At 47.2% G+C, this 24,443-nt stretch carries 17 protein-coding genes and 1 pseudogene; 9 read left to right on the top strand and 9 right to left on the bottom strand.

The annotated features are described in order from the left end of the window. Positions 1 to 44: 44 nt before the first annotated feature. The 4 genes from FSB75_RS18355 to alaS all read right to left on the bottom strand — a co-directional run bounded on the left by FSB75_RS18355 (position 45) and on the right by alaS (position 6,606). Positions 45 to 1,160: a TlpA disulfide reductase family protein gene (locus FSB75_RS18355; RefSeq protein ID WP_146790462.1), complete on the bottom strand. Its 1,116-nt coding sequence runs from the start codon at positions 1,158 to 1,160 to the stop codon at positions 45 to 47. Further along, positions 1,157 to 2,602 carry an Asp-tRNA(Asn)/Glu-tRNA(Gln) amidotransferase subunit GatB gene (gene gatB / locus FSB75_RS18360; protein ID WP_146790464.1) on the bottom strand — a complete coding sequence of 482 codons (1,446 nt, stop codon included), beginning with the start codon at positions 2,600 to 2,602 and terminating at the stop codon, positions 1,157 to 1,159. Before gatB ends, FSB75_RS18355 begins: the two co-directional genes overlap by 4 nt. Positions 2,603 to 2,760: 158 nt before the next feature. Continuing rightward, positions 2,761 to 3,768: a PDZ domain-containing protein gene (locus tag FSB75_RS18365; protein WP_146790466.1), complete on the bottom strand. Its 1,008-nt coding sequence runs from the start codon at positions 3,766 to 3,768 to the stop codon at positions 2,761 to 2,763. Between the two features lie 99 nt (positions 3,769 to 3,867). After that, positions 3,868 to 6,606, bottom strand: coding sequence for an alanine--tRNA ligase (alaS, locus tag FSB75_RS18370; protein ID WP_146792042.1), 2,739 nt, complete (start codon positions 6,604 to 6,606; stop codon positions 3,868 to 3,870). A 178-nt stretch (positions 6,607 to 6,784) separates the two neighbouring features. Between alaS and FSB75_RS18375 the strand changes: the two genes are divergently transcribed. The 5 genes from FSB75_RS18375 (at position 6,785) to FSB75_RS18395 (ending at position 12,276) form a co-directional block, all read left to right on the top strand. Further along, positions 6,785 to 7,756 (top strand): M23 family metallopeptidase, encoded by a 972-nt coding sequence (locus FSB75_RS18375; RefSeq protein WP_146790469.1) that lies wholly within the window; start codon positions 6,785 to 6,787, stop codon positions 7,754 to 7,756. Positions 7,757 to 7,893: 137 nt separating this feature from the next. After that, the gene (locus tag FSB75_RS18380) at positions 7,894 to 8,217 is read left to right on the top strand and encodes a nucleotide pyrophosphohydrolase (protein WP_146790471.1); all 324 of its coding nucleotides are present in this window, start codon (positions 7,894 to 7,896) and stop codon (positions 8,215 to 8,217) included. 164 nt (positions 8,218 to 8,381) lie between these two features. After that, positions 8,382 to 9,515 carry a YihY/virulence factor BrkB family protein gene (locus FSB75_RS18385; RefSeq protein ID WP_146790473.1) on the top strand — a complete coding sequence of 378 codons (1,134 nt, stop codon included), beginning with the start codon at positions 8,382 to 8,384 and terminating at the stop codon, positions 9,513 to 9,515. Between the two features lie 48 nt (positions 9,516 to 9,563). Then, a complete protein-coding gene (locus FSB75_RS18390; protein WP_146790475.1) occupies positions 9,564 to 10,550 on the top strand; it encodes a YihY/virulence factor BrkB family protein in 987 nt (328 codons plus the stop codon). A gap of 256 nt (positions 10,551 to 10,806) precedes the next feature. Next, positions 10,807 to 12,276, top strand: a complete 1,470-nt coding sequence (locus tag FSB75_RS18395) for a glycine--tRNA ligase (protein ID WP_146790477.1) — start codon at positions 10,807 to 10,809, stop codon at positions 12,274 to 12,276. A gap of 81 nt (positions 12,277 to 12,357) precedes the next feature. Here the strand turns inward: FSB75_RS18395 and FSB75_RS18400 are convergent, their stop codons facing one another. From FSB75_RS18400 to FSB75_RS18410, 3 genes are all read right to left on the bottom strand, one after another. Then, positions 12,358 to 12,552: a hypothetical protein gene (locus FSB75_RS18400; protein WP_146790479.1), complete on the bottom strand. Its 195-nt coding sequence runs from the start codon at positions 12,550 to 12,552 to the stop codon at positions 12,358 to 12,360. 387 nt (positions 12,553 to 12,939) lie between these two features. Then, the gene (locus tag FSB75_RS18405; protein WP_146790481.1) at positions 12,940 to 13,680 is read right to left on the bottom strand and encodes a ferredoxin--NADP reductase; all 741 of its coding nucleotides are present in this window, start codon (positions 13,678 to 13,680) and stop codon (positions 12,940 to 12,942) included. A 167-nt stretch (positions 13,681 to 13,847) separates the two neighbouring features. Then, a complete protein-coding gene (locus FSB75_RS18410) occupies positions 13,848 to 14,351 on the bottom strand; it encodes a hypothetical protein (RefSeq protein ID WP_146790483.1) in 504 nt (167 codons plus the stop codon). A 108-nt stretch (positions 14,352 to 14,459) separates the two neighbouring features. Between FSB75_RS18410 and FSB75_RS18415 the strand changes: the two genes are divergently transcribed. The 4 genes and pseudogenes from FSB75_RS18415 (at position 14,460) to FSB75_RS18430 (ending at position 21,731) form a co-directional block, all read left to right on the top strand. Further along, complete coding sequence (locus FSB75_RS18415; protein WP_172623214.1) at positions 14,460 to 17,192, top strand: T9SS type A sorting domain-containing protein; 2,733 nt, start codon at positions 14,460 to 14,462, stop codon at positions 17,190 to 17,192. Between the two features lie 127 nt (positions 17,193 to 17,319). Further along, a complete protein-coding gene (gene mfd, locus FSB75_RS18420) occupies positions 17,320 to 20,733 on the top strand; it encodes a transcription-repair coupling factor (protein WP_146790487.1) in 3,414 nt (1,137 codons plus the stop codon). A 126-nt stretch (positions 20,734 to 20,859) separates the two neighbouring features. Next, a pseudogene (locus FSB75_RS18425) lies at positions 20,860 to 21,447 on the top strand (DUF4202 domain-containing protein). Positions 21,448 to 21,515: 68 nt separating this feature from the next. Then, positions 21,516 to 21,731: a hypothetical protein gene (locus FSB75_RS18430; RefSeq protein ID WP_146790489.1), complete on the top strand. Its 216-nt coding sequence runs from the start codon at positions 21,516 to 21,518 to the stop codon at positions 21,729 to 21,731. A gap of 57 nt (positions 21,732 to 21,788) precedes the next feature. On the opposite strand, the gene galE is transcribed toward FSB75_RS18430, so the two are convergent. Both galE and FSB75_RS18440 read right to left on the bottom strand, forming a co-directional pair. Next, the gene (gene galE, locus FSB75_RS18435; protein WP_146790491.1) at positions 21,789 to 22,844 is read right to left on the bottom strand and encodes a UDP-glucose 4-epimerase GalE; all 1,056 of its coding nucleotides are present in this window, start codon (positions 22,842 to 22,844) and stop codon (positions 21,789 to 21,791) included. 120 nt (positions 22,845 to 22,964) lie between these two features. Next, positions 22,965 to 24,404, bottom strand: coding sequence for an inorganic phosphate transporter (locus FSB75_RS18440; protein WP_146790493.1), 1,440 nt, complete (start codon positions 24,402 to 24,404; stop codon positions 22,965 to 22,967). Positions 24,405 to 24,443 lie beyond the last annotated feature (39 nt).

Here is a 24,443-nt window from a genome sequence, read left to right on the forward strand (position 1 = left end):
AAAGGCTGCCTTTCAAAGGCAGCCTTTTCTTTTTGAACACTATCTTATTTGATGATCCTCCGCAGTGTTTCCGCAATTTCTTCACCGTGCAAATCCTGCGCAATGATATTGCCATCCGGGTCAATTAAAAAGTTAGCGGGAATGGCCTGCACGCCATATAAAACGGCGGCGTCGTTGTTCCAGAATTTTAAATCGCTTACGTGTGTCCATGTTAAACCGTCTTGCTGAATTGCCTTTAACCAAGCGTCTTTGTTTTGATCAAGTGAAACGCCAAAAACCGTGAAATTTTTATCCTTGAATTCGTTGTAAGCCTTTACTACGTTCGGATTGTCTTTTCGGCAAGGCCCGCACCAACTGGCCCAAAAATCAAGCAATACATATTTGCCTTTGAACGAGGAAAGCGCAACAGGCTTGCCGCTCGCATCGGGTTGTGTAAAGTCGGGAGCCTTTGAAGGCGCCAGGCTTTTCTTGACGGCCTGTACGCCGGCGTGGTTCGGGAACCTTGCCGCCGTGGCATTTACCACATCCACAATCTCGGCCCGCGACAGACCTTTGACGCCAATGTTGTTCATGCTGTTCAGGTAAGAACTGATGGCATAAACCGTGAGCACGGGGCTCTTGCTTTCCTTAAAAAATTGCAGCGCATTGTTGTTGGCGTCGTTCGCCGCCGTTTCAAGTTTAGCGTAGGCTGCGTTTACCAAACTGTCCGGTGCTTTGTTTTGGCGAAGGCTGTCAACCGTTCTTTCCTGCGTCAATAAATTATTGACTTGTTCAATTGTGTTTTTGTCGAAAGCAACGAGTGCTTCGGTGGCGGGCGAACCCTTCACCGTGTAAGCTTGTGGTGAACCGGCATCGGCTTGCACACTCACTTTGGGGGCATCGCTCACAACAAATGCCAGCGGCGTGGGCCTGTCTTTCAGGCGCAATTGGTACAACGATTCTTCTTTTACCGGCGCCTGCAACCGAAAGCTGCCGTCGTTTTTTATTGTTGCCGAATCCATAATGGTGGGTTGTCCGGCGGGCACGTCTTCTTCCAAATAAATCATTTTTGCGGAGGCATTTTTTACCGTGCCTTCCACATCGAACGTGCGGCCGTTATCGCTTTTGGCCGTGCAGGCAAACAAGCCTGCCAGCACCGTTATCCAACTGTATTTTTTCATCCGTTTAATTTCTCGCTTATTTTTTTTGTGACTTCTTCCGCGTTGGCCTTGCCTTTCGAAAGCTTCATTACTTCGCCCACAAATAAACTCAACAAACCTTTCTTGCCCTTCCTATATTCTGTTATTTTTTGGGCATGCTTTGTTAAGGCGGCGTCAATGTGCGCATCGGTTTCATCAGATGATTGCAGGCCCAGGCTTTCACTTTTTATGTACTCTTCAATATCCGTTTGCGGATGGCTTAGCAGGTGCGGAAATATTTTTTGCGAAGCGATGCCATAGCTGATCAGACCTTCGTCGGTTAGCGAAATAAGCTGCGCGATGGAAGAAGGATTGAGCGTTCTCGCATCCGTTGATTCGTCCTGCGCGGTTAAATGATTTTTAACCGGCCCGATGACCCAGTTGGCCGCTGCTTTATAGTTTGTCGTTTCTTTCGCAATGCCGAAAAACAAACCGGCAAGTTCCGTGTCTTCGGCCAAAAGCGAGGCATCATAAGTTGACAAGCCGTACGTTGTTTGCAACTTCTCTTTTATCTCGCTTTGCAAAGGCGGCATGGCGTTGCGTACGGTTTCAATTTCCTCGGCGGTGATGTTGAAAGGAGGTAGGTCCGGTTCGGGAAAATAGCGGTAATCATCTTCGTCTTCTTTGGTGCGAATAATATACGTGGTGGAAGTCGTCTCGTCCCAGCCCTTTGTTTGTTGCAAGATTGTTTCGCCGTTTTTAAGTTTTTGAATCAGTTGTTCCTTTTCGTATTCAACCGCTTTTTTAATAAAGCGAATGGAGTTGAGGTTTTTGATTTCAACCTTTGTTCCCAATTTTTCGTCGCCTTTCTTGCGCACCGAAATGTTCACGTCGCACCGAAGGCTGCCTTCTTCCATGTTGCCGTCGCAAACCTGTAAATGACGAACCAACTTGCGTAATGTGGTTACGTAAGCCGCGGCTTCTTCGGCGCTGCGCAAATCAGGCTCGGTAACGATTTCAAGCAGCGGCGTACCGGCGCGGTTAAAATCAAGTTGCGTGTACGGAGTGTTGTCGTCGTGAATGCTTTTGCCCGCATCTTCTTCCATGTGAATGCGGTTAAGCTTTATTGATTTTTTTTCAGTGCCAACGGTTATCTCCAAAAAACCGCCTTTGCAAATGGGCGTGGTGTGTTGCGAGATTTGATAGCCTTTCGGCAGATCGGGATAGAAATAATTTTTACGGGCAAAATAATTTCGCTGCACAATTTCAGAATGTGTGGCCAAACCCAGCGTCACTGCCAGCCGGATGACTTCCTTGTTCATCTTGGGCAGTGTGCCCGGATGCGCCAGCGACACGATACTGACCTGCGTGTTCGGCTCTTGCCCAAACAGTGTTGTATCGCCGCAAAACAGTTTTGTTTTCGTCAGCAGTTGTGCATGAACCTCCAAGCCTATCACCACTTCATATCCGTCATCAACCTTCATAAAAAAATTTGTCCAAAGATAAAGCCCCGCCAAAATAGGCGGGGCGTTGAAAGACTGCACAATGAAACACGTGAGACGTCAAAGGTGAAACGTGAGCCTGTAGCCAACTTTGGTGCAAAACGCTTTACGGTTTCACGTCTGGCGTTTCACGTTTCACATTATAAATCCACTGTTTTTGGCTTCTTCATTTTGACTTCTACGGTTTGGGTTTTGCCGTTGCGGTTAAGCTGCATTTTCACCGTTGGCTGTTCTCTTTTTTCACGCATCAGTTTTGCAATGTCGTCGGCGCTGTTCACCGCTTTGTCGTCCACCATGGTAATAACGTCGCCTTCTTTGATGCCGGCTTTTGCACCCATGCCTTCGTCGTCCACGTCCAATACTTTCACGCCTTTGCCGTCATCGGTGTCTTGCACCGACAGACCAAGCCTTGGGCGGTTACCAGCCATGCTGAACACGCCGCCGGGCAATGTGCGTTCCATCATGCGGTTGTTTAAATTGTTGTTCCAGGTGTCTTCGGAAAAAATCTTCGGCGCTATCGTCATTCCTTTCATGTCAATGCCTTTCCAGCGGCCCAATTCAGCAGTTGTTTTTTGCTCTTTGCCGTCGCGCAAATAAGTGATGCTTACTTTTTCGCCGGGCTTGTGCGCACGAACAGCCTCGGATACGTCATCGGTTGCGTCTATTTTGCGGTTGTCAATTTTGGTGATGACGTCGCCTTTTTTCAAACCGGCTTTTTCTGCGGCGCTTTCTTTTGTGACGGATTGAATTTCGGCGCCTTTATCATCGCCATCGGTTACGACGCCAAGCATGGCGCGGTTGCTGTCAACACTAAACAGGTGACCACCTTCGTCGTTCCAGGTCATGTTGAAATTTCTGTCGGGCATGGTGCGGAACGTCATTGCGTTCGGCGTTCGAAGGTTGTTGACGTGAACTTGTACGTCTTTCAAATCGGCCACGTCTTTGCCGTTTACTTTTACTTTATTGCCTTCGATTTCGATGACGGTTTTTTCGTCCTTGTCGCCCGTGCGGGTAATAATTATTTGTTGACGCTCGGTTTTCTCTTTGGTCTTTTCTTTTTCTTTTTCCTTTTGCGCAAGAAGGGTACCCGGTACGGCGCAGAATGCAAAGGCTGCAATTGCGAAATGTTTTACGAGAAGTTGTTTCATAAACGAATGATTTATTTGACTACGTTAAGTTTCGTAGATCAAATATAAAACGGGTTTTTGAATTACGAAAATCTTCGCAATTGTAAAACGACGAGCGGTTTAAAGGGCTGCTTTAACGGCGGCAATCACTTCTTGAAGGTGCGAAGCGTCTTGTCCGCCGGCTGTGGCCAGTGTTTTTTGCCCGCCGCCGCCGCCTTTGATGAGCGGGGAAACTTTTTGCTTGATGAGTACCGCCGCGTCGAGGTTTTTTTCTGCGGAAAGAGCTTCGTCAAGCTGAAGCACAACGGCGGCTTTGCCGTCAACGGCAGAGGCGAGGGCGATAAGATGTCCGGGTGCAGATGCTTTCAACTCGAAGGCCAGCTTGCGCAGCGCATCGGCGGTGGGCACATCAACTACGGCACCAATGAACGGCGTGCTGTTCACAACTTGTGTTTGTTGCAACAACTCTTTGCTTAGCGATTTGATTTGAGCGGCTTCAAATTTTTCTACTTGCTTTTTAAGCAATGTATTTTCCTCTTGCAACGAAGCAATGGCTTTGCCAAGGTCTTTTGGATTCTTGAACAATTCGCGAACGCCGCGCAGGGTTTCAAGCTGATGGTTTATGTAGTTCTCCGCAGCCGCGCCGCTGATGGCCTCAATGCGGCGAACACCGGCTGCAACAGCCGCTTCGGATGTTATTTTAAAGAAGCCTAGTTCACCCGTTGCGCCAACGTGTGTGCCGCCGCAAAGCTCGACAGAATAACTTGGGTCAATGGTAACCACGCGAACGGTATCGCCGTACTTCTCGCCAAACAAGGCCATGGCGCCGGTTTTCATTGCTTCTTCTTTGGGCATGAAGCGAATGACGACCGGAATGTTTTCTCTTATTTTTTCGTTCACTAATCGCTCTACTTCTTTGATTTCTTCGTCCGTCATCTTGCTGAAATGCGAGAAATCAAAACGCAGGTAATCGGCGTTCACCAGCGAACCTTTTTGCGCTACGTGTGTGCCCAATACTTTTCGCAAAGCGGCGTGAAGCAAATGCGTGGCGCTGTGATGAATGGCCGTGTGCTTGCGCTTTGTTGCGTCCACTTTTGCAATTACTTCACCGTCGAAGGATGAAGGAAGTTTTTCAGCAAAGTGAATGATTAAGTCGTTTTCTTTTTTGGTATCGACAATTCTTAATTCTTCATTATTAATTATTAATTGTCCCGTGTCTCCAACCTGTCCGCCGCTTTCAGCATAAAACGGTGTTTTGTCGAGAACAATTTGATAGGACTCCTTGCCTTTTGCTTTAACCTTTCTGTATTTTAAAACCTGTGCTTTGGTTTCGAGAGAATCGTAACCGACGAATTCATTGCTGCTTCCTTCGTTTACAATTATCCAATCTTCTGTGTCTATTGCTGTCGCAGCACGCGAACGTTCTTTTTGTTTTTGCATTTCCGCATTGAATTCAACCTCGTTAACATCGAAATTATTTTCGCGAACAATCAATCGAATCAAGTCAAAAGGGAAGCCATATCTGTCATATAAAATGAAACTAATCTTTCCACTTATTGTCTTGTGAAGAGATTCAGAATCGCCAGAGAAAAGTGAGATGCCCGAATTTACTTCTGTTAGTTCTTTAATAACAGTTGGCATTGGTGACTTTGGAGTAACTGGATTGGAAATCGGATAAACCGGGAAATCTTTGAAGTAAGAAATTATCTCGTTTAAGGTTTCAATACCCTTTCCAAGCGTTCGCAAAAAAGCTTCCTCTTCTTCCTTAATTACTCTCGTCACAAAACTTTCCTGCTGTTTCAATTCAGGAAACACGCTTTCAAACTGCGTTGCAATCACTGGTAGCAATTGATGCAGCAACGGCTGCTGATAATTCAGGTAAGAATAATAATACCGAACGGCCCGGCGCAAAATCCTTCGAATCACATAACCCGCACCGGTGTTCGACGGTAACTGTCCATCAGCGATGGTAAATGAAATAGCACGAATGTGATCGGCCAACACACGAAACGCAATATCGGTTTTGGTGTCGCTGAAACCGTATTTGTTGTTCGTGATTTCCTCAATCTTTGAAATCGTTCCGGTAAAAACATCGGTATCGTAATTGGATTGCTTCTCTTGCAGCACACGCACCAAACGTTCGAAGCCCATTCCCGTGTCAACGTGTTTTGCGGGCAAGGGTTGCAGGCTTCCGTCTTTTAAACGATTAAACTGAATGAATACGTTGTTCCAAATTTCAATCACCTGCGGATGATCGGCGTTCACCAAATTCTTTCCATCAACCTGTTTGCGTTCATCTTCCGTTCTTGTGTCCACGTGTATTTCGGTGCAAGGCCCACACGGTCCTGTGTCGCCCATCTCCCAAAAATTGTCTTTCTTGTTGCCCAGTAAAATGCGGTCTTCGTTAATCCATTTCTTCCATTCATTCGCTGCTTCTTCGTCTTTGGGCAAGCCTTCTTTTTCATCGCCTTCAAACACGGTTACATACAATCTATCCTTTGGAATATTTAAAACACTCGTGAGCAATTCCCAACTCCATTCAATGGCTTCTTTTTTAAAATAATCACCAAAGCTCCAGTTGCCCAGCATTTCAAACATGGTGTGATGGTAGGTGTCCACACCCACTTCTTCCAGGTCGTTGTGCTTGCCACTAACGCGTAAACATTTTTGCGTGTCGGCAATGCGCGGCGACGGCGCTTGCTTGTTGCCAAGAAAATAATCCTTGAACTGGTTCATGCCCGCGTTGGTAAACATCAGAGTCGGATCGTTCTTTACCACGATAGGCGCCGAAGGCACAATCAGGTGCCCTTTGCTGCGAAAGAAATCGAGAAAAGCGTTGCGAATGGCTGCACTGGTCATCACAAGAAAAACTGTTTATTTACGTTTATTGCTCTTATTTTGTCGTTCCCGTTTTGGGGAGGGCAAAGATAGTGAGACGTGAAACGTGAAAAGTGAAACATAAGGCAGGACTGCGCTGCAATTGGAAAGTCTTTACAGTTTCACGTCTCACGTTTGACGTTTCACGTTCCCATTTCCGATGAAAAAAATCAAATACTATTACAACACGCATACGCTTCGCTACGAAAAGCTCATCACGCCGCTAAGGGTGAAACTGCTGCGGGTGTTTGGTTTTGTGGCTACGGCATTTGTTACCGCTGTTCTTATCGCCTTCATCGCTTTCCGCTTCATTGGCTCGCCGTACGAAAGAATTCTGCGCCAGCAAAACGGGGAATTGAAAGACGAACTGGCTCAATTGAACGAACGCGTAAAAGCCGTAGACCAGCAAATGGATGCGCTGGAAAAACGCGACAACGAAGTGTACCGCAGCATTTTTGAAGCGCAACCCATACCGGATAGCTTGCGCACCCTGCAAGCCGAAAAGGAACAGGAGATTGCCAAAGTGGAAAGCCTGCCCGAAGGCAAGCTCATTCACGCCATTGACACAACGGTGAACAAATTAAAAGCACGCATCGCCGCGCAAACCAAATCTTACGATGAAGTAACGAAGCTCATTGCCAATAAGGAACAACTGCTGTCTTCAACGCCGGCCATTCAGCCCGTGAGCAACAAAGATTTAAGCCGCATCGCTTCGGGTTTTGGTTACCGTGTAGATCCTGTTTACAAAACCATCAAGCTTCACGCAGGGTTAGATTTTGCCGCACCACAGGGCACGCCCATTTATGCCACGGCTAACGGCACGGTTGCGCAAGCCGGCTTTAGCGAAGGCGGCTACGGCAACCACGTGGTGATTGATCACGGCTACGGCTACGAAACCGTTTACGGTCACATGGTAAGGGTAAAAGCAAGAGCCGGACAGAAAGTAAAACGCGGCGAAGTCATTGGCTACGTGGGAAGCACGGGCAAAAGCACCGGACCGCACTGCCATTACGAAGTGCACAAGAACGGCCAAAAGCTCGACCCGGTTTATTTCTTCTACAACGACTTAAGCCCGCAGCAATTTGACCAGCTTTTGAAAAGAGCTTCTTCTTCTAACCAAAGCCTGGACTAATTATGAGTTTTGAATTATGAGTGATGAATGAAAGACAATATTGAATTTGCTTTGCTCATTTTTGATTCCACATTAACTCGTCACACCACATTCATAATTCATAACTCAAAACTCATAATTCATAATTCATATTTTTTATGACCCTTCAGGAAGCCCAGCAAAAAGTGGACGAGTGGATTAAAACCACCGGTGTTCGTTACTTCAGCGAGTTAACCAACATGGCCATCTTAACCGAAGAAGTGGGAGAGGTGGCAAGACTAATGAGTCGCATGTATGGTGAGCAATCGTTTAAAGAAAGCGACAAGGGAAAAGAATTGAATGATGAATTGGCTGATGTGCTTTGGGTGCTCATCTGTATTGCCAACCAAACCGGCGTTGATTTAACCGATGCCCTGCAAAAGAATTTTGACAAGAAAAGTTCCCGCGATAAAGACCGGCATCAGCATTTGTCTGAACCATGATTTGGGTAGATTAAATGGATTAACAGGAAATAAAAGAATCGTTCCTTGTAGAACGTTCTTGCTTTATCAAGCTGTCTTTATTTCTTCCTAATCCTAATAATCCACCCAAATCATGGTTCAGACAGATGGCTTTGTTTTTGTACTCGCACAAGCAAAACAGTGCGATGAAGAAGTTTTCTTTTAAACTTGTGGGCAAGTCTTTTAAAGATGCGTTTTCGGGTTTTGGCAACGATAAAGTCACCAAGCTAAGTGCCTCGCTGGCTTATTACACGGGCTTTTCGCTGGCGCCTTTGTTGGTGGTGATTATCGCCATCTGCGGTTTCTTTTTTGGCGCCGAAGCGGTGCAGGGTTCCATTCAAACCCAAATGCAATCGTTCATTGGCGCTGATGCAGCCAAGCAAATACAGGATATGATAAAGAACGCCGCCATCAGCGGCAAAGGCACGCTTGCCACCATCATCGGTGCGGTTACGCTGCTCATCGGTGCGTCGTCCATCTTTGCTGAAATACAGGATTCCATCAACAGCATCTGGGGCCTGAAGGCAAAGCCAAAGGCCGGCATCATGCGGCTGGTAAAAAGCCGCCTGCTTTCCTTTGGACTTATTGCCAGCCTCGGCTTTTTATTGCTGGTTTCGCTGGCCGCAACAACAGTCGTTGAAAGCCTCGGCAATCGCTTAAAGGCGGCACTGCCCGATGTGACCGTCGTGCTTTTTTACGTCATCAACCTGGTACTTACGCTGGGCGTAACCACCGTTTTGTTTGCGGTTATTTTTAAGGTCTTGCCCGATGCAAAAATCAAGTGGAAGGCCGTGTGGCCCGGTGCAATTGTCACGTCGTTGCTTTTCCTCATCGGCAAGTTTGCCATCTCGCTTTACATCAGCAAAACCAACGTGGGCAGTACCTACGGCGCAGCGGGTTCGTTGGCCGTCATCTTTGTTTGGATTTATTATTCGTCCATTATTCTTTATTTCGGTGCCGAGTTCACAAAGGCTTACACCATCAACAAAGGGGCAAAGGTTGTTCCCAGCCAATACGCCGAGTGGTCGCAGGAGCCGACAGTGCCGAACGCAGAGCCCAAAAGCCCGCCGCCTTCGTCGCCTTCGCCGGAAAAAGAAAGGCGTCAGCCCTTGCCTGCGCATCCGCAATTGGCCGTTTCGCATCCGCGTTCTGATACAACTGAAGCTCTTGATAATCCCCGCGCCGAACACAAGCGAAAAGAACCGGGAGTGGGAACGGTATTGCTTGGCCTGGCCCTGTATTTTGTCGCCAACGCAAGAAGCAAAAAACAGCACGGCTAAGAACAAGGCAACGTTGAGGGCCTCTTTTTTGCAACGGTGCGAACCATTATGGCAGACAAGTTTTCGGTAAAGAAACTTTGGCCGGTGATGAAACAGGCCTTCACCGGTTTTGGCAACGACAAAGTAATGAAGCTAAGCGCCTCACTGGCCTATTACACGGTTTTCTCCATCGGGCCGGTCATCATCGTTATCATTTATTTTGCGGGTGTTATTTACGGACGCGAAGCCATACAGGGAAGCATCTTTGGACAGATAAAAGGTTTGGTGGGTGCCGATGCTGCGGCGCAAATTCAGGACATGATAAAAAATGCGGCCTTAAATACCGGCGGTAAATTGGCTGCAATCATTGGCATCGTTACGCTCATCATTGGCGCCACAAGTGTGTTTGGTGAAATACAGGATTCCATCAACCAAATATGGAACCTGAAGCCGAAACCGAAAAAAGGATGGCTCAAGATGATCATCAACCGCCTGCTTTCGTTTTCAGTCATTATCAGCCTCGGTTTTATTTTGCTTGTATCGCTGGTGCTAAACGGTTTGATAGAAGCCCTGATGGGACGGTTGCAGGCCTACTTTCCGAACGTTACCGTAGTACTTGTTTACATCGTTAACATCTTGCTGACCTTCATTGTAACCACTGCTTTATTCGGCGTCATCTTCAAAGTTTTGCCGGATGCACTTATTAAATGGAAAGACGTGGCGGTTGGCTCGATGGTCACGGCCGTGTTGTTCATGGTGGGCAAGTTTGCCATTACGTTTTACATCGGCAAGTCCAACGTGGGCAACACTTACGGCGCGGCGGGTTCGTTGGTTGTGTTGTTGGTTTGGGTTTATTATTCTTCGGTGATTTTGTACTTCGGCGCCGAATTCACCAAAGCTTTTGCAGCCAACTTCGGTTCGCCCATACATCCAAACGATTATGCCGTGTGGGTAAAGAACATTGAAGTGGAAGAGAAGAACGGCTCGCTGAAAGAACAGGAAGAAAAAAAGAAAGAGCAGAACGAACAAACGGGTGATAACATCAAAGTAACGTAACCCCCCTTGTCCCCCTAAAGAGAGACTTAGGTTTGAAAGATTTTTCGGTATCGGTTTTCAAGACGGTTTATTGGTTTTTATTTTGCCCAATAGAATTATCGGACGCACACGAGTGCGACGCAACGAACGCGCAATAGATAGGCGAACTTCTGGCTCATGTAAATCAACCTGCCGCAAAGGAACCACCGCAAAGAAGTAAAGTTTTTTACACGAAAGTCTCCCCTTTAGGGGGACAGGGGGTTTATATTTGCGCCCTATGGCAACAGACAACAACCGCTTTCAAGCCATCATCTCGCATTGCAAAGAGTACGGCTTTATTTTTCCTTCGAGTGAAATATACGACGGCCTTGGCGCCGTGTACGATTACGGCCAGTGGGGCAGTGAACTGAAGAAAAACATCAAGGATTACTGGTGGAAAAGCATGGTGCAGTTAAACGAAAACATTGTGGGCATCGATGCCGCTATTTTCATGCACCCGACAACGTGGAAGGCCAGTGGACACGTGGATAATTTCAGCGATCCGATGATTGATAATAAGGATAGCCAGAAGCGCTACCGCGTGGATCATTTGCTGGAAGCCAAAGCAGATGAATTAGAGAAGGGTGGAAAGAAAGAAGAAGGTGGGGCATTGTTGAAAGAAATGGATGCTTTGCTTGCGGCCAATGACTTTGCCGGATTAAAAACCTTGATAGAAAAGAACAACATCGTTTGCGCGGTAAGTGGAACCTGCAATTGGACCGATGTGCGCCAATTTAATTTGATGTTCTCAACGGAGTTTGGCGCCGTATCAACCGAAGACAACGAAGCCAATATTGTGTACCTGCGGCCCGAAACAGCGCAAGGTATTTTTGTAAATTTTTTGAACGTTCAAAAGACCGGCCGGATGAAAATCCCGTTCGGCATTGCGCAAATTGGCAAAGCGTTTCGCAACGAGATTGTGGCGCGGCAATTCATCTTTCGCATGCGTGAATTTGAGCAGATGGAGATGCAGTTTTTTATTCGTCCCGGCTCGCAAAAAGAATGGTACGAACACTGGAAAACCGAACGCATGAAGTGGCATTTGAGCCTTGGCATTCCCGCAGAAAAATACCGCTTTCACGATCACGTAAAACTGGCGCACTACGCCGATGCAGCTTGTGATATTGAATACGATTTCCCGATTGGTTTTAAAGAAGTGGAAGGCATTCATTCCCGCACCGATTTTGATTTGCGCAATCACCAGGAGTACAGCAAAAAGAAGATGCAGTACTTCGACAACGACGTTGACGAAAGTACCGGCAAGCCTTACGGCAATTATATTCCGTACGTGATTGAAACGTCCATTGGCGTTGACCGCACGGTGATGATGGTGTTGAGCGAAGCGTACGAAGAACAGGATTTGAGTACCGAAGAAAAAAAGGACAGTCGCGTGGTGTTGAAATTTCCGCCGAAGCTTGCACCCATTAAGCTTGCAGTATTGCCACTTGTGAAGAAAGACGGTTTGCCCGAAATTGCGCGACGCATTATTGATACTTGCAAGCCGCAGTTCCGTTGTTTTTACGAAGAGAAAGACACCATTGGCAAACGATACAGAAGAATGGACGCCATCGGTACGCCGTTTTGTGTAACGGTAGATCATCAAACCAAAGAAGACAATACCGTTACCATTCGTTACCGCGATACGATGCAACAAGAACGAATCCGTGTTGATGCCATTAAAGACCTGATACTAAAAAACATCGCTTAAATAACAAACCGTCCCGCGCAAAACGGGACGGTTTTCTTTTCAACATTTCAACCCAAATCTTCTGTATATCCTTTGTTCGTCTTACCGGATAACAAGGCCGTTGTAACGGGCCTTCCGGCGAATATTCCAAAGCTGTATAGTGCCAAATTGTTTCGGCTCTCTTGCGGTTTGCAAATACATTACATCGGTAGCCAGGGTTTCGTTTACAGAGGTTAACAGGTTTGCTAATTCTTCACTGTCCATCCGGATAAGGGACGGTGCATTTTTCGTCATCATAATCGTAAAATTTAATCAAGAAATAAAAATCTTCAGGCAGCGGCATTCGTCAGGCAAACCAAAGCGAAGTAAGGCAAGGGTACTTTCGGAGAATTAAACTGCAGACGTAATTCTGTTTCGGTATTGCGCTGCAAAGATGCAGGCAAGCATCATCAAGTTCCAAACCGATCGCGTCTTTTTAACAGTTTTTGCAAAGGCTCAAAATTTTTTTAGGCGTGTCTAAATAATATCTGCACCGGCGAAGGACTTGGGTTTCACCCGAGGAAGGAAACCGCCGCGACGGAAAGTTTATTGTTTTGCCGGGCATTGGTTTCCAAGGGCTCTTTTAACAATTGGTGCGGAAGCAATAGAAAAAGCCGGCTTTTCAACCGGCTTCGTAAAGAATGTTTATCCGTAGAGTTCCTGGTGTATCGCTTTTCTATCGTAGCCCAAACCTTGTATCCGTTGCTTTGCCTCGTCAATCATCGCTTTCCATCCGCACAAATAAAAATTAGCAGGAGGCGGTTCGGAATTGCCGTTCATTTTCTCCCGCACCAGGTTCTCGTAAATCGCATGAACGTAACCGCAGCAACCGTCCCATTGTTCCCGCGACAAGGTTGGAAGAAAATGAAAGTTTTCCATCTCCGTGTCCAACTGTTTTAATTCGGATACATACACCAAATCCTTTTGCGTGCGGGTGCCGAAAATGAGGTGGATGTTTTGGTGCGGAATGTTGTGCCGCTTTATGTGGTGCACCATGCTGCGGAAAGGTGCAATGCCCGTACCGGTGCAGATGAAGTACAAATCTTTTTCAATGCTGTCGGGCAAGGTAAACACGCCCTGCGGCCCGCGAAGCGTAAGCTCTGAGCCTTCTTTCACTTCGTTAAACAAATACGTGGTGCCGGCGCCGCCTTCCAGCAAAACAATCAGCAATTCAAACACATTGGTGCCGTCGGGCCAGGAGGCAATGGAATAGCTGCGGATGCGCTTGGCAGGCTTCTCATGAATGGGCAAATCCAGCGTTACAAACTGGCCGGGTGCAAAATCAAAGGACTCAAGTTCGGGAACCTGTATCCAGAAACGGCGTGTGTTGTACGTTTCGTTTTCAATGCGGGTCACAATGCCTTTTCGCCAGGGTTGTAAAGCCATAAACAGTTTTCGGGCAAATTACTAAAAAGGATTTATCCCGAAAGTTTTCCACAAAAAACGGTTGTTGGCACAGTCCTTGAAAAAAGAACGGCAGAAATTAAGCACTCAAGATATTTTAGTCGGACGGTTTAGGTTAAGGGGCTGGTAGTCTTACCGGCCCTTCTCTTTTATTGAAAATGAAGCGGCGCCAGGCGTTCTTCTTTGTCAAAAGCGTACACGAAGGGTTTATCTTTCCACGAGCCGGTAATCACAATGTTTTTTTCCCGCACTTTTTCCGCTAAAGCCGCATCGCTGGCGGGGGTTTCTTCTTTTGGTGTTAACACCAGCTGCCACAGTTCTGTTCCTTCTTTTTTTTGAAGAGTAACCTCAACGCCGTTATTGGTTTTGCCAATTGACTGTTGTGACTGTTTAATTTCCACGGGCTGCACGGCGTAGGCTTTTTGTTTGATCCAAACGGTAGTGAACAATGGCGCGGGCCGGGATGAATCCGTTTCCACAAACAGAAGGTGCTCTTCCGAAACACCGCTGTTCAACGGCCTTCCGCTGTCGTCAACGCGAATGGTACCGGCCACTTTTTCCCGCACGTAGGCGCTGGCTTTGTAAATTCCGGATTGGGGCGAACAAGAGGCAAGCAAGAGAACAACAAACAGGGAAGTGAATGCGTATTTCATGAATTAAATGTAGCGAGAACAATACACCGACAAAAACAGAAATGGAGGGTCGAAACGCTTATCTTTAGCTTTTAACGTTTACGAACTATGCTGTGCTCGAAAAACACATTGACCGTTCTGATTTTAGCAGCCTTTTTTTCCGTTGGCTGCGTTTCCAAAACAAACAAACAAGCCGAAGAACCCAATGAAATTTTTTCCGAAAGAGACGGAATGGAACTGGCCATGCGGCAGGAATTTTTGATGACGCAGGACCCGGCCCTGGGTTACATCCCGAAAGAAAGAATGATTGCTGCATTGGAATACCAGCGCCGGCTAAACGCTGCAAGGCAGAATCAAAGCCTCGCCATAAACTGGCAGGAGAGAGGTCCGGTAAATCCGGCGGGAAGAACAAGAGCTTTTGTCATTGATGCCCGGGATGCCACCGGCAACACGGTTTTTGCGGCCAGCGTAAGCGGCGGCATTTGGAAAGCCACCAACTTTAAATCAACGCCGGTGTGGACACCGGTGAATGAGAACATGGGCAGCTTGGCAGTTTGTGCGCTTGCCCAAGACCCTTCCAATACATCGGTCATGTATGCCGGAACGGGCGAAGGTTGGTTTAACTCGGACGCGGTAAGAGGAAACGGCATTTGGAAGACCGCAGACGGCGGTACGACGTGGAATAAGTTGGCCTCTACCGACTCGTCGGCTACGTTGCCACCAAGCACGACACCTAATTTGCACAATTTCGATTTCATACAAGATATAGTGATAAACACGAGTGGTGTTGTCTTTGCCAGTTCACGACCCAGTGCCCGCTTTTGCAATACAGGAGGCGTTTTTCGCTCGGCTGATGGCGGTACAAGCTGGACGAGGGTGATTGGTGTTTTAACGGCTCAAACTTGCGACAGCGCTTACAATTACTACGGCGCTGATCTGGAACTTGCCTCTAACGGCGATGTGTACGCCACTACGGGTTATATTAATTCGGGTGAACCCGCTAATCTCGGGCGGATTTTTCGCTCCAGCGCTGCTGCAAACGGTACCAATGTAGGAGGCGCGGGAACCTGGGTTGACATTACACCTAGCGGCACCTGGCAGCGAATTGATGTCGCAGTAGCACCCAACAATCCGGCGGTGATCTACGCTTTGTTGGAAGGCTCAGGCAACGGCATCGGCGCCATAAAAAAAAGCACAAACTCCGGCGCCACATGGACCGACCTTCCCTTGCCGACCTGGTGCAACCAAGGAACGAATTCATCGGATTTTACCAACGGCCAGGCGTTTTACGATTTGATTGTGCAAGTAGATCCAACGAACGCCAATAACGTTTATATCGGCGGCATTGATTTGTTTAAATCAACCGACGGTGGTGCAACCTGGAATCAACTTACGCAGTGGGCGAGTAACTGTTCTACGTTGCCTGTTGTGCACGCCGATCAGCACAACATTCAATTCTTGCCGGGCTCTGGTTCGGAAATATACGCCAGCAACGACGGCGGCATTTATTACAGCAACAACGCAGGTTCAACCTGGGCTACAGCTACCCTTCCTAATTTAAACGGTGCCAACCAAACTACGTATTCGCTAAAGAACGTTGGCTACAACGTTATGCAGCTTTATGCTTGCGATATGCATCCAACCGCTACCAACTATTTTCTCGTGGGTGCGCAGGACAACGGTTCGTATAAGCTCACGTCGGCTGGTGTAGCGATAGCCATTGAATCGAGTGTGGGCGGCGACGGAGGCTTTTGTCACATTGACCAGGCGGATGGCAACATCCAAGTTATTTCTTACGTGTACAACAATTTTTATTATTCCCGCAACGGTGGAAACAGTTTTACCCGTATCAGCTTTAACAACAACGGCTTTTTCATCAACCCATCTGATTACGACGATCAGAAAAAAGTTTTGTACACCGGTGCGAATTCAGCACAGCTCGGCCTTGTGTCGAACCTAAGTGGCACAGGCTCGCCGACCTTTTCGACGCAAAATATCAGCGGCCTTGGGGTGCGCAAAATTTCAGCTCTAAAAGTGGACCCGACGGTGAGCAGTGGTGGAACGGTTTGGCTTGCCGGAACGGACACCATCCGCCGTGCCAACTACACTCCTCTTCAGCCTGTGGTCATAAAAGTCACAAATGCCAACGCAACACCAATAGAAGCCGTTACAAGAGTTTTGTCAAATGCCCCTGAAGGATCGTCCATTTCCTCGATAGACGTTGACCCTGCTAACGCCAACCATCTTTTGGTGACTTTGTCGAACTACGGTGTGGTTAGTGTTTACGAAAGCACCGACGGCGGTGCAACGTTCAACAACATCGAAGGCAATTTGCCCGATGTGCCGGTGCGTTGGGGCATGTTTGTTCCGGCCAATGCCAGCGTAGGCGGCACAACCGGCGGCGGTATTTTACTGGCCACGGAAATTGGCGTGTGGTTTACACAGCAATCGGCGGGAACGGCCACTTCCTGGTCGTCGCAAAACACAGGCTTGCCCAACGTGCGAACAGACATGCTTCGCTACCGCGCTTCCGATAATTTATTGGCGGCAGCCACACACGGACGAGGATTGTTCACCACAACGCTGACTTCTGTTGCCACGGGCATTCCAACGGTAAGCAACACCCGCAATTTTATTGACTATGTTACAAACACAAGACAACAGCTTTTTGTAAAAACAGGTAATCTTACCACTACGGCCATGCAACTGCAATTGTTTGACGCGACGGGCCGCCTGGTGTACGATAAAAAAACCGGGTACAGCAATCAAACAATCCCAATTGACGGTTTGGCAAGCGGCAGCTATATTCTTAAAATTTATGGCAACCGAAACGAGCAATACACGAAGCAGTTTGTCAGATAAAATTTAATCCCGCTCCGGCGGGATTTTCTTTACATAAATTCTTAATTCTTTCCTCCGGAAAACGGTGCAACCTTTGCCTTGAAGTATCTTTGCCCACTTCATCGAAGCAAAGCAAGGACGAGACCGAATGAGTGTAAGCACATTACTGGATAAATACAAATCTTCCCCCCGCCTTTTTAATTTGGCGGACAAACTTTCTTTTGCCCAAACCCAAAAAATACGGCTGGCAAACCTCAACGGCAGCGCCTCCCAGTTTGTTGCCGCAGGCATTTTCTTGCATCCGTCTTGTAGTCAAATGAACCATGTGTTTGTTTGCAATGATGCGGAAGAAGCGGCTTATTTTCACAACACGCTGGAGAACCTTACCGATGCTCTGAACATCTTTTATTTCCCGTCTTCGTTCAAGAATAGAAAGAACTACCGTTTGCTTAATTCGTCGCACGTGATGTTGCGCACCGAAGCGATGACGAAGTTCTCTTCGCAAACCGGCAATCGGGTAGGCGCCTTGGTGACGTATCCCGAAGCGGTGGCCGAAAAAGTGGTGGTTTCCAAAGCCATTGCGCAAAACATCATTCACATAAAAGCCGGCGATGAAATTGATCCGGTGAGTTTGTACGGAAAACTGGTTGATTACGGTTTTGAACGTACCGACTTTGTTTACGAGCCGGGACAGTTTGCAGTGCGTGGCGGCATTCTGGACATTTATTCCTTTGGCAACGAAAAGCCTTACCGCATTGAGCTTTTCGGCAACGATGTGGATTCAATCCGCATCATTGATCCCGAAACGCAGTTGAGTGAGAGAAGGCTTTTGCAAGTGAGCATTATTCCCAACGTGGAAACGCAATTTGAAGAAGAGGAGAAAGTTTCGTTGCTGCAATTTTTGCCCGAGAACACCGTCATTTGGATACAGGACGAAGAATTCCTTCGTGAGCAATTATTGACGGCTGAAGAAGACCTGCATCTTTTTTTAGAGACGATGAAAACGTTTTCGAAAAAAGACGAAGAAGAGCAGGATGACAAGCTAATTAAGAAAGACGTAAAGGTTGAAGAATTTACAACGGCTGATGATTTTGCAAGAGATTTATTGCGTCACCACACGGTTTATTTTGGCTATGAGAAGCCAACCGATTTTTCAACCGAAATAAAGTTTGAAACAAAATCACAACCGGCTTTCAACCGCCAGTTTGATTTACTGATTCAAGACTTGAAAAGCTGGGAAGGCAAAGGCTTTGCATTAAACATCTTTGCCGAGAATCCGAAACAACTGGAAAGGCTTTACAACATCTTCAAAGACCTGAAAGAAGAGATAACCTTTAACCCGATTGCAACGTCCATTCACGAAGGTTTTATTGACGAAGAGTTAAAGCTTGTTTGCTACACCGATCACCAAATTTTTCAACGCTATCACAAGTACCGCGTCAAGCAGGCCTACAATAAAAACAAAGCGCTTACGCTGCGTGGCTTGCGTGAATTGCAACCCGGCGATTACGTCACGCACATTGACCACGGCGTGGGTGTTTATAGCGGCCTGCAAAAAATAGAGGTGGCCGGAAAGATGCAGGAAGCCGTTCGTATTATTTATAGGGACAGCGATATTTTGTACGTCAACATCAACTCGCTGCACAAGATTGCGAAGTACACCGGCAAGGAAGGCACGGTGCCGAAAGTGAACAAACTTGGTTCAGATGTTTGGAACAAACTGAAAGAAAAAACAAAATCAAAAGTCAAAGAAGTTGCTTTTGATTTGATTAAGCTGTACGCTGCACGCAAGGCGCAGCAAGGCTTTCAACACACGCCGGACAATTACATGCAAACCGAGTTGGAAGCTTCCTTCATTTACGAAGACACGCCGGATCAAAGCAAGGCAACGGCGGATGTAAAACGCGACATGGAATCGCCCTCGCCGATGGACCGTCTGGTTTGCGGCGACGTAGGTTTTGGCAAAACAGAGATCGCAATTCGTGCTGCGTTTAAAACTTGTTTGGACGGAAAGCAAGCAGCGATACTTGTGCCCACAACCATTCTTGCTTTTCAGCACTACAAAACGTTTAGCGAACGGTTAAAAGATTTTCCGGTAACGGTTGATTACGTCAATCGTTTTAAATCGGCTAAAGAGAAAAAAGAAACGTATAAGAAACTTGAGGAAGGAAAGATTGATATCATCGTGGGCACACACGCACTGATTGGAAAGGAAGTAAAATTCAAAGACCTTGGTCTTCTTATCATTGATGAAGAACAAAAATTTGGCGTTGGTCACAAAGAAAAAATCAAAACGCTTCGCACAAACATTGATGCGCTAACGTTAACGGCAACGCCTATTCCGCGTACGCTGCAATTCAGTTTGATGGGCGCACGTGATTTAAGCATCATGAACACGCCACCGCCGAACCGTCAGCCCATTCAAACCGAAGTAAGAATTTACCAGGAAGACTTCGTTCGCGATGCGATTTATTTTGAAGCAGAACGCGGCGGACAAGTGTTCTTCATTCACAACCGCGTGCAGAACATTGTTGAAATGTCTTCCATCATTCAAGGCCTTTGTCCCGACCTGAGTGTGGGTTGGGCGCACGGGCAATTGGAAGGGCATGTACTGGAAGAACGCATCATGGATTTCATCGACAAGAAATATGATGTGCTCGTGTGTACGAATATTGTTGAAAGCGGTGTGGACATTCCGAACGTCAACACCATCATCGTAAACAACGCACATCATTTTGGCTTGAGCGATTTGCACCAGTTGCGCGGTCGGGTTGGCCGCAGTAATAAAAAAGCATTCTGTTATTTGCTCGCACCGCCCATGAGTACTTTGCCAACGGATTCAAGAAAGCGTTTGCAAACACTCGAACAGCACAGCGAGCTCGGAAGCGGTTTTCAAATTGCGATGCGTGACCTGGACATTCGCGGCGCCGGCAATTTATTGGGCGGCGAACAAAGCGGCTTCATGGCGGAAATTGGTTTTGAGATGTACCAGAAAATTCTGGACGAAGCCATTCGCGAATTAAAACGTACGCAGTTTAAGGATTTGTTCAAGGAAGAAATTTCAAAGCAAGACGATTTTGTGCAGGACTGTACAATTGATACCGATTTGGAGATTTTGATTCCGGATGATTACGTTGAAAACATCACCGAGAGGCTTTCGCTTTATTCACGTTTGGACAACTGCGAAACCGAAGAAGAATTGCAGGCAATGGAGCAGGAGATGACCGACCGCTTCGGCGCTTTGCCACCATCCGTACAGGAATTGTTTGTTACCGTTCGTTGCCGCAAGCTGGCTGTAGCTATGGGTTTTGAACGATTGATATTAAAAAATGATTCGCTTAAATGTTATTTTATCAATCGTCCGGACTCTCCCTATTTTGAATCAGAAACCTTCAAACGCATTCTCGACTTTTTGCAAACGGGTACTAACAAAGCCAAGCTGAAACAAGTGGGCAAACTGGTTATGATTGTTGCAGAGCCGGTGAAAGACATGCAAGACGTGCATCATTTTCTACAGCGGATGCACAAGGAGGTCGTGACGACTTCTGCGGTCAGCGTTTGATAACTCCGTTTGCCAAATTGTTATTGACAGCAAACGGCAAATACGTTTCTGTTAAACAGAGATATCGAAGAATGAATTTCGGAAGGCGTATTTTCAATTGCGTTTTATCGCTTTAAAACAGCCTGCATGAATCACCTTTCCACTGCTCTTAACCTTTTTGACAGTTACAACAAACAGGATCCCCGAACAATAACGTATAAGAACATAGCTTACCCCTTCGAATATTTCTATGCTTTGCAATTGCACGAATGGGTAAAGAAATTATCTCCCAATGCAAGCGAGACCTTGTTGCTTGCTTAGCGTTGTCAGCACATTGGCCGCTGGCAACTTCCGCGTGAGCAATACCCACAGACCAAAGCTGGTTACTTAACCTGGCGAAAAGAACTGGCAAAATTTCATGCCGCAAAAGCCGGTGAACTGTTGATTCAAGCCGGCTGCAATGAAGAAAAAATTAAAAGCGTGCAGCACATTTTGCTGAAAGAAGAATTAAAGCAAAACAGCGAGGTGCAAACCATGGAAGATGCGCTTTGCCTCGTGTTTCTTCAATTTCAATTTGAAGATTTTCTGCGCGAACACGACGAAGAAAAAGTTGTTCGCATTTTGCAAAAAACCTGGAAGAAAATGAGCAAAGCCGGACGCGAAGCGGCACTGCAACTAACCTTCGGTGAGAAAGCCGAAGCGCTTCTTCAAAAAGCGCTTCAACCGGCAACCTAAGTACAGGACGTGGAAAACTTGCGGACGCAATGCTTTCGATTTTCTGGCAGTGTTCGTACCTTGTATCTATGAAACTACATCTCGCGGCGATTGCCTTTAATGAGAAAGAATTGGAGACTTATGTTTCGCAACTCAAAAGCCAACGTTTCGAAACCGTGAGCGATGTTAAAAAGGCTGACGACGGCAGCTTTTACCAGGTGCTGGCGAGAGCCGTAAAAAGCGAAGGCATGCTTCCGCAAAGCAAGCCGCTAGTGAGCGAAGAACCCGCATTGCAAGAGGCATAAAAAAAGAGCAAATTTGCATCGCTCTTTTTCACGTTTGACGTTTCATATCTCACGTCATCAATTCAATTCCGATTTTGCGGACGTAAACATTTGCTCATCGTTCTTTAGTTTCAACTCCCAGCGCCAGGCCGTGTCCATCATTTCATCCAGCGAACGTGCGGGATCCCAACCTAACCGGCTTTTGGCCTTGTCGTTGTTGGCATAAATCGCCACAATATCGCCGGGCCTGCGCGGACCGATTTCATAATTCAATTTTACGCCGCTTACTTTTTCGAAAGCATGAATGGCTTCGAGTACCGTAACGCCGTTGCCCGTGCCGAGGTTGAAGACTTCGCAACCGCTGTTGTTACGGCATTCTTCCAAATATTGAATGGCGAGTGTGTGCGCATGAGCAATGTCGCACACGTGAATGTAATCGCGTACACAGCTTCCGTCGCGGGTCGGGTAATCGTCGCCGAACACCATCATCTTGGGCAATTTGCCGATGGCCGTTTGCGTAATGGCGGGCACAAGATTTTGCGGTTTGCCGATGGGCAATTCGCCAATGAGCGCCGATGGATGTGCACCAACCGGATTGAAGTAACGAAGGAGGATGGTTTGTACGTTGCTGGCTTTTTGAAACTCGCCCAGGATTTGTTCACCCATTTGCTTTGTGTAACCGTAAGGCGAAGCCGCAGGCTTGGGCGGCGTTTCTTCCGTAACCATCGAGTGATCGGGGTTGCCGTAAACGGTACATGAAGATGAGAATACGAACCAGGGCACGTTAAATTCCTGTACGCATTTCAAAAGGTTGATGAGCGAAACAAGGTTGTTTTCAAAATACATCAGGGGTTTCTCCACCGATTCGCCCACCGCTTTATAGGCCGCAAAATGAATGATGCCGCTGATGTCGGGGTTTTCCTGAAAAATGGCAAACGTATCGTCAAAATTGCACAGGTCAACTTTGTAATTTTTTACCGGCTTGCCGGTAATCTTTTCTACGCCGCGCAACATGGCCGGGTTGCTGCGGGAGTTGTTGTCCACACTAATTACATCGTAGCCGTTTTCAATAAGGTCCACAAGGGTATGAGAGCCGATATAACCCGTGCCGCCGGTCACCATAATTTTTTTCATGCGTTAAAAAATTGAAGGGCAAAAGTCGGGAAAGAAAAGGGAAGTGTCAAGGGGAGAGTTATTGATCGTTGACCGTTGATCGTTGGCCGAAGCAAACATCGAACAACGGTCAACGATCAACTAAATGAACAGCCGCGCAAGATGAAAGATTCCCACCGCTAACAACGCACTTACGGGAATGGTTAAAACCCAGGCCCAAAGAAGATTGAGGGTGACGCCCCAGCGCACAGCCGACAAGCGTTTGGTAGCGCCTACACCCATGATGGCGCCGGTGATGGTGTGTGTGGTGCTTACCGGGATTTTTAAATATTCAGTGACGAACAAGGTGATGGCGCCGGCCGTTTCAGCGGCCACGCCTTCAAATGGCGTAACCTTGGTAATGCGTGTTCCCATTGTTTTTACAATCTTCCAGCCTCCGCTCATGGTGCCCAGGCCCATGGCGGTGTAACAAGCCAACGGAACCCAGTAAGGCATTTGATCGAAGCTGTGAATGGTACCGTGCGCAATCAGCGCGGCGGTGATGATGCCCATTACTTTTTGCGCATCGTTGCCGCCGTGTCCGATGCTGAAGGCCGCCGAAGAAACCAATTGCAGGCGTTTGAACCAGATGTTCGATTTGTGTGCGTTCAATGTATTCAGCCAAAACGTAAACACGGCCATTACCAACAGGATAAAGGCCAACAGAAACCATTTAAAGTTTTCGCCAAAGAAAACAATCTGGCTTAAGCGTGAACTATAACCGGTAACATAAGGTGATGTATTGCTTACCTGCTCGTTGTTGCGAAGCACCGTGTAACCAACGGTATTGGTTTTTTCGCTGCCTTTGAAAATTTGGTCCAGATCGGCTTTTGAAGCAACTGCTTGCCCGTTGGCCTGTAACAACACGTCTTCTTTCTTAAAACCCATCCGCTGTGCCGGCGAATTGTTTGGCACATCGGCAATCTTTAATCCCTGCGCCGTTTGCTGCACCTTCATGCCCGACGTATCGGTGCGGCTGGTGGTGATAAAATTCATCAGCAGCAAAATAATCCCAGCGATGAACAGGAGCGAGATCAGTCGCGGCCAAATGTCTTTGCGAAAGGAGAACAGAAACCAAAGTGAAATGACAAAGGCAAACAACATCCCCACGAGCGGCGCAACAAAGATGAAAGCCGTTGTGCGAAGAATGATCTCGGTATTAATGGCACCTATTCCACCGGCCGCAATGCCGGCGCCGGCAAAGCCGCCAATCAGGGTGTGCGACGAGGACGAGGGAATGCCGAACCACCAGGTTAACAGGTTCCAGGCAATGGCGGCAATCAAACCCGATAACACAACCACCAACATCAGGTTCTTATCAATCATTTTCAGGTTGACGGTTTTGGAAATGCTGTCGGCTACACCGTGATCTTTAAAAATAAAGAAGGCTGCGAAATTGAAGATGGCCGCCCAAATCACGGCTTGAAAAGGCGTGAGCACTTTTGTTGAAACAATGGTGGCGATGGAGTTGGCCGAATCGTGAAAGCCGTTGATGAAATCAAAAATTAAGGCCAGTGCAATAATGAAAACGATGAAGGTCATGTGTATAATGTGCTAATTCGGTAATGTGCTAATTCGATA

Origin of the sequence: Flavisolibacter ginsenosidimutans, assembly GCF_007970805.1 — a bacterium.
GTDB lineage: Bacteria > Bacteroidota > Bacteroidia > Chitinophagales > Chitinophagaceae > Flavisolibacter > Flavisolibacter ginsenosidimutans.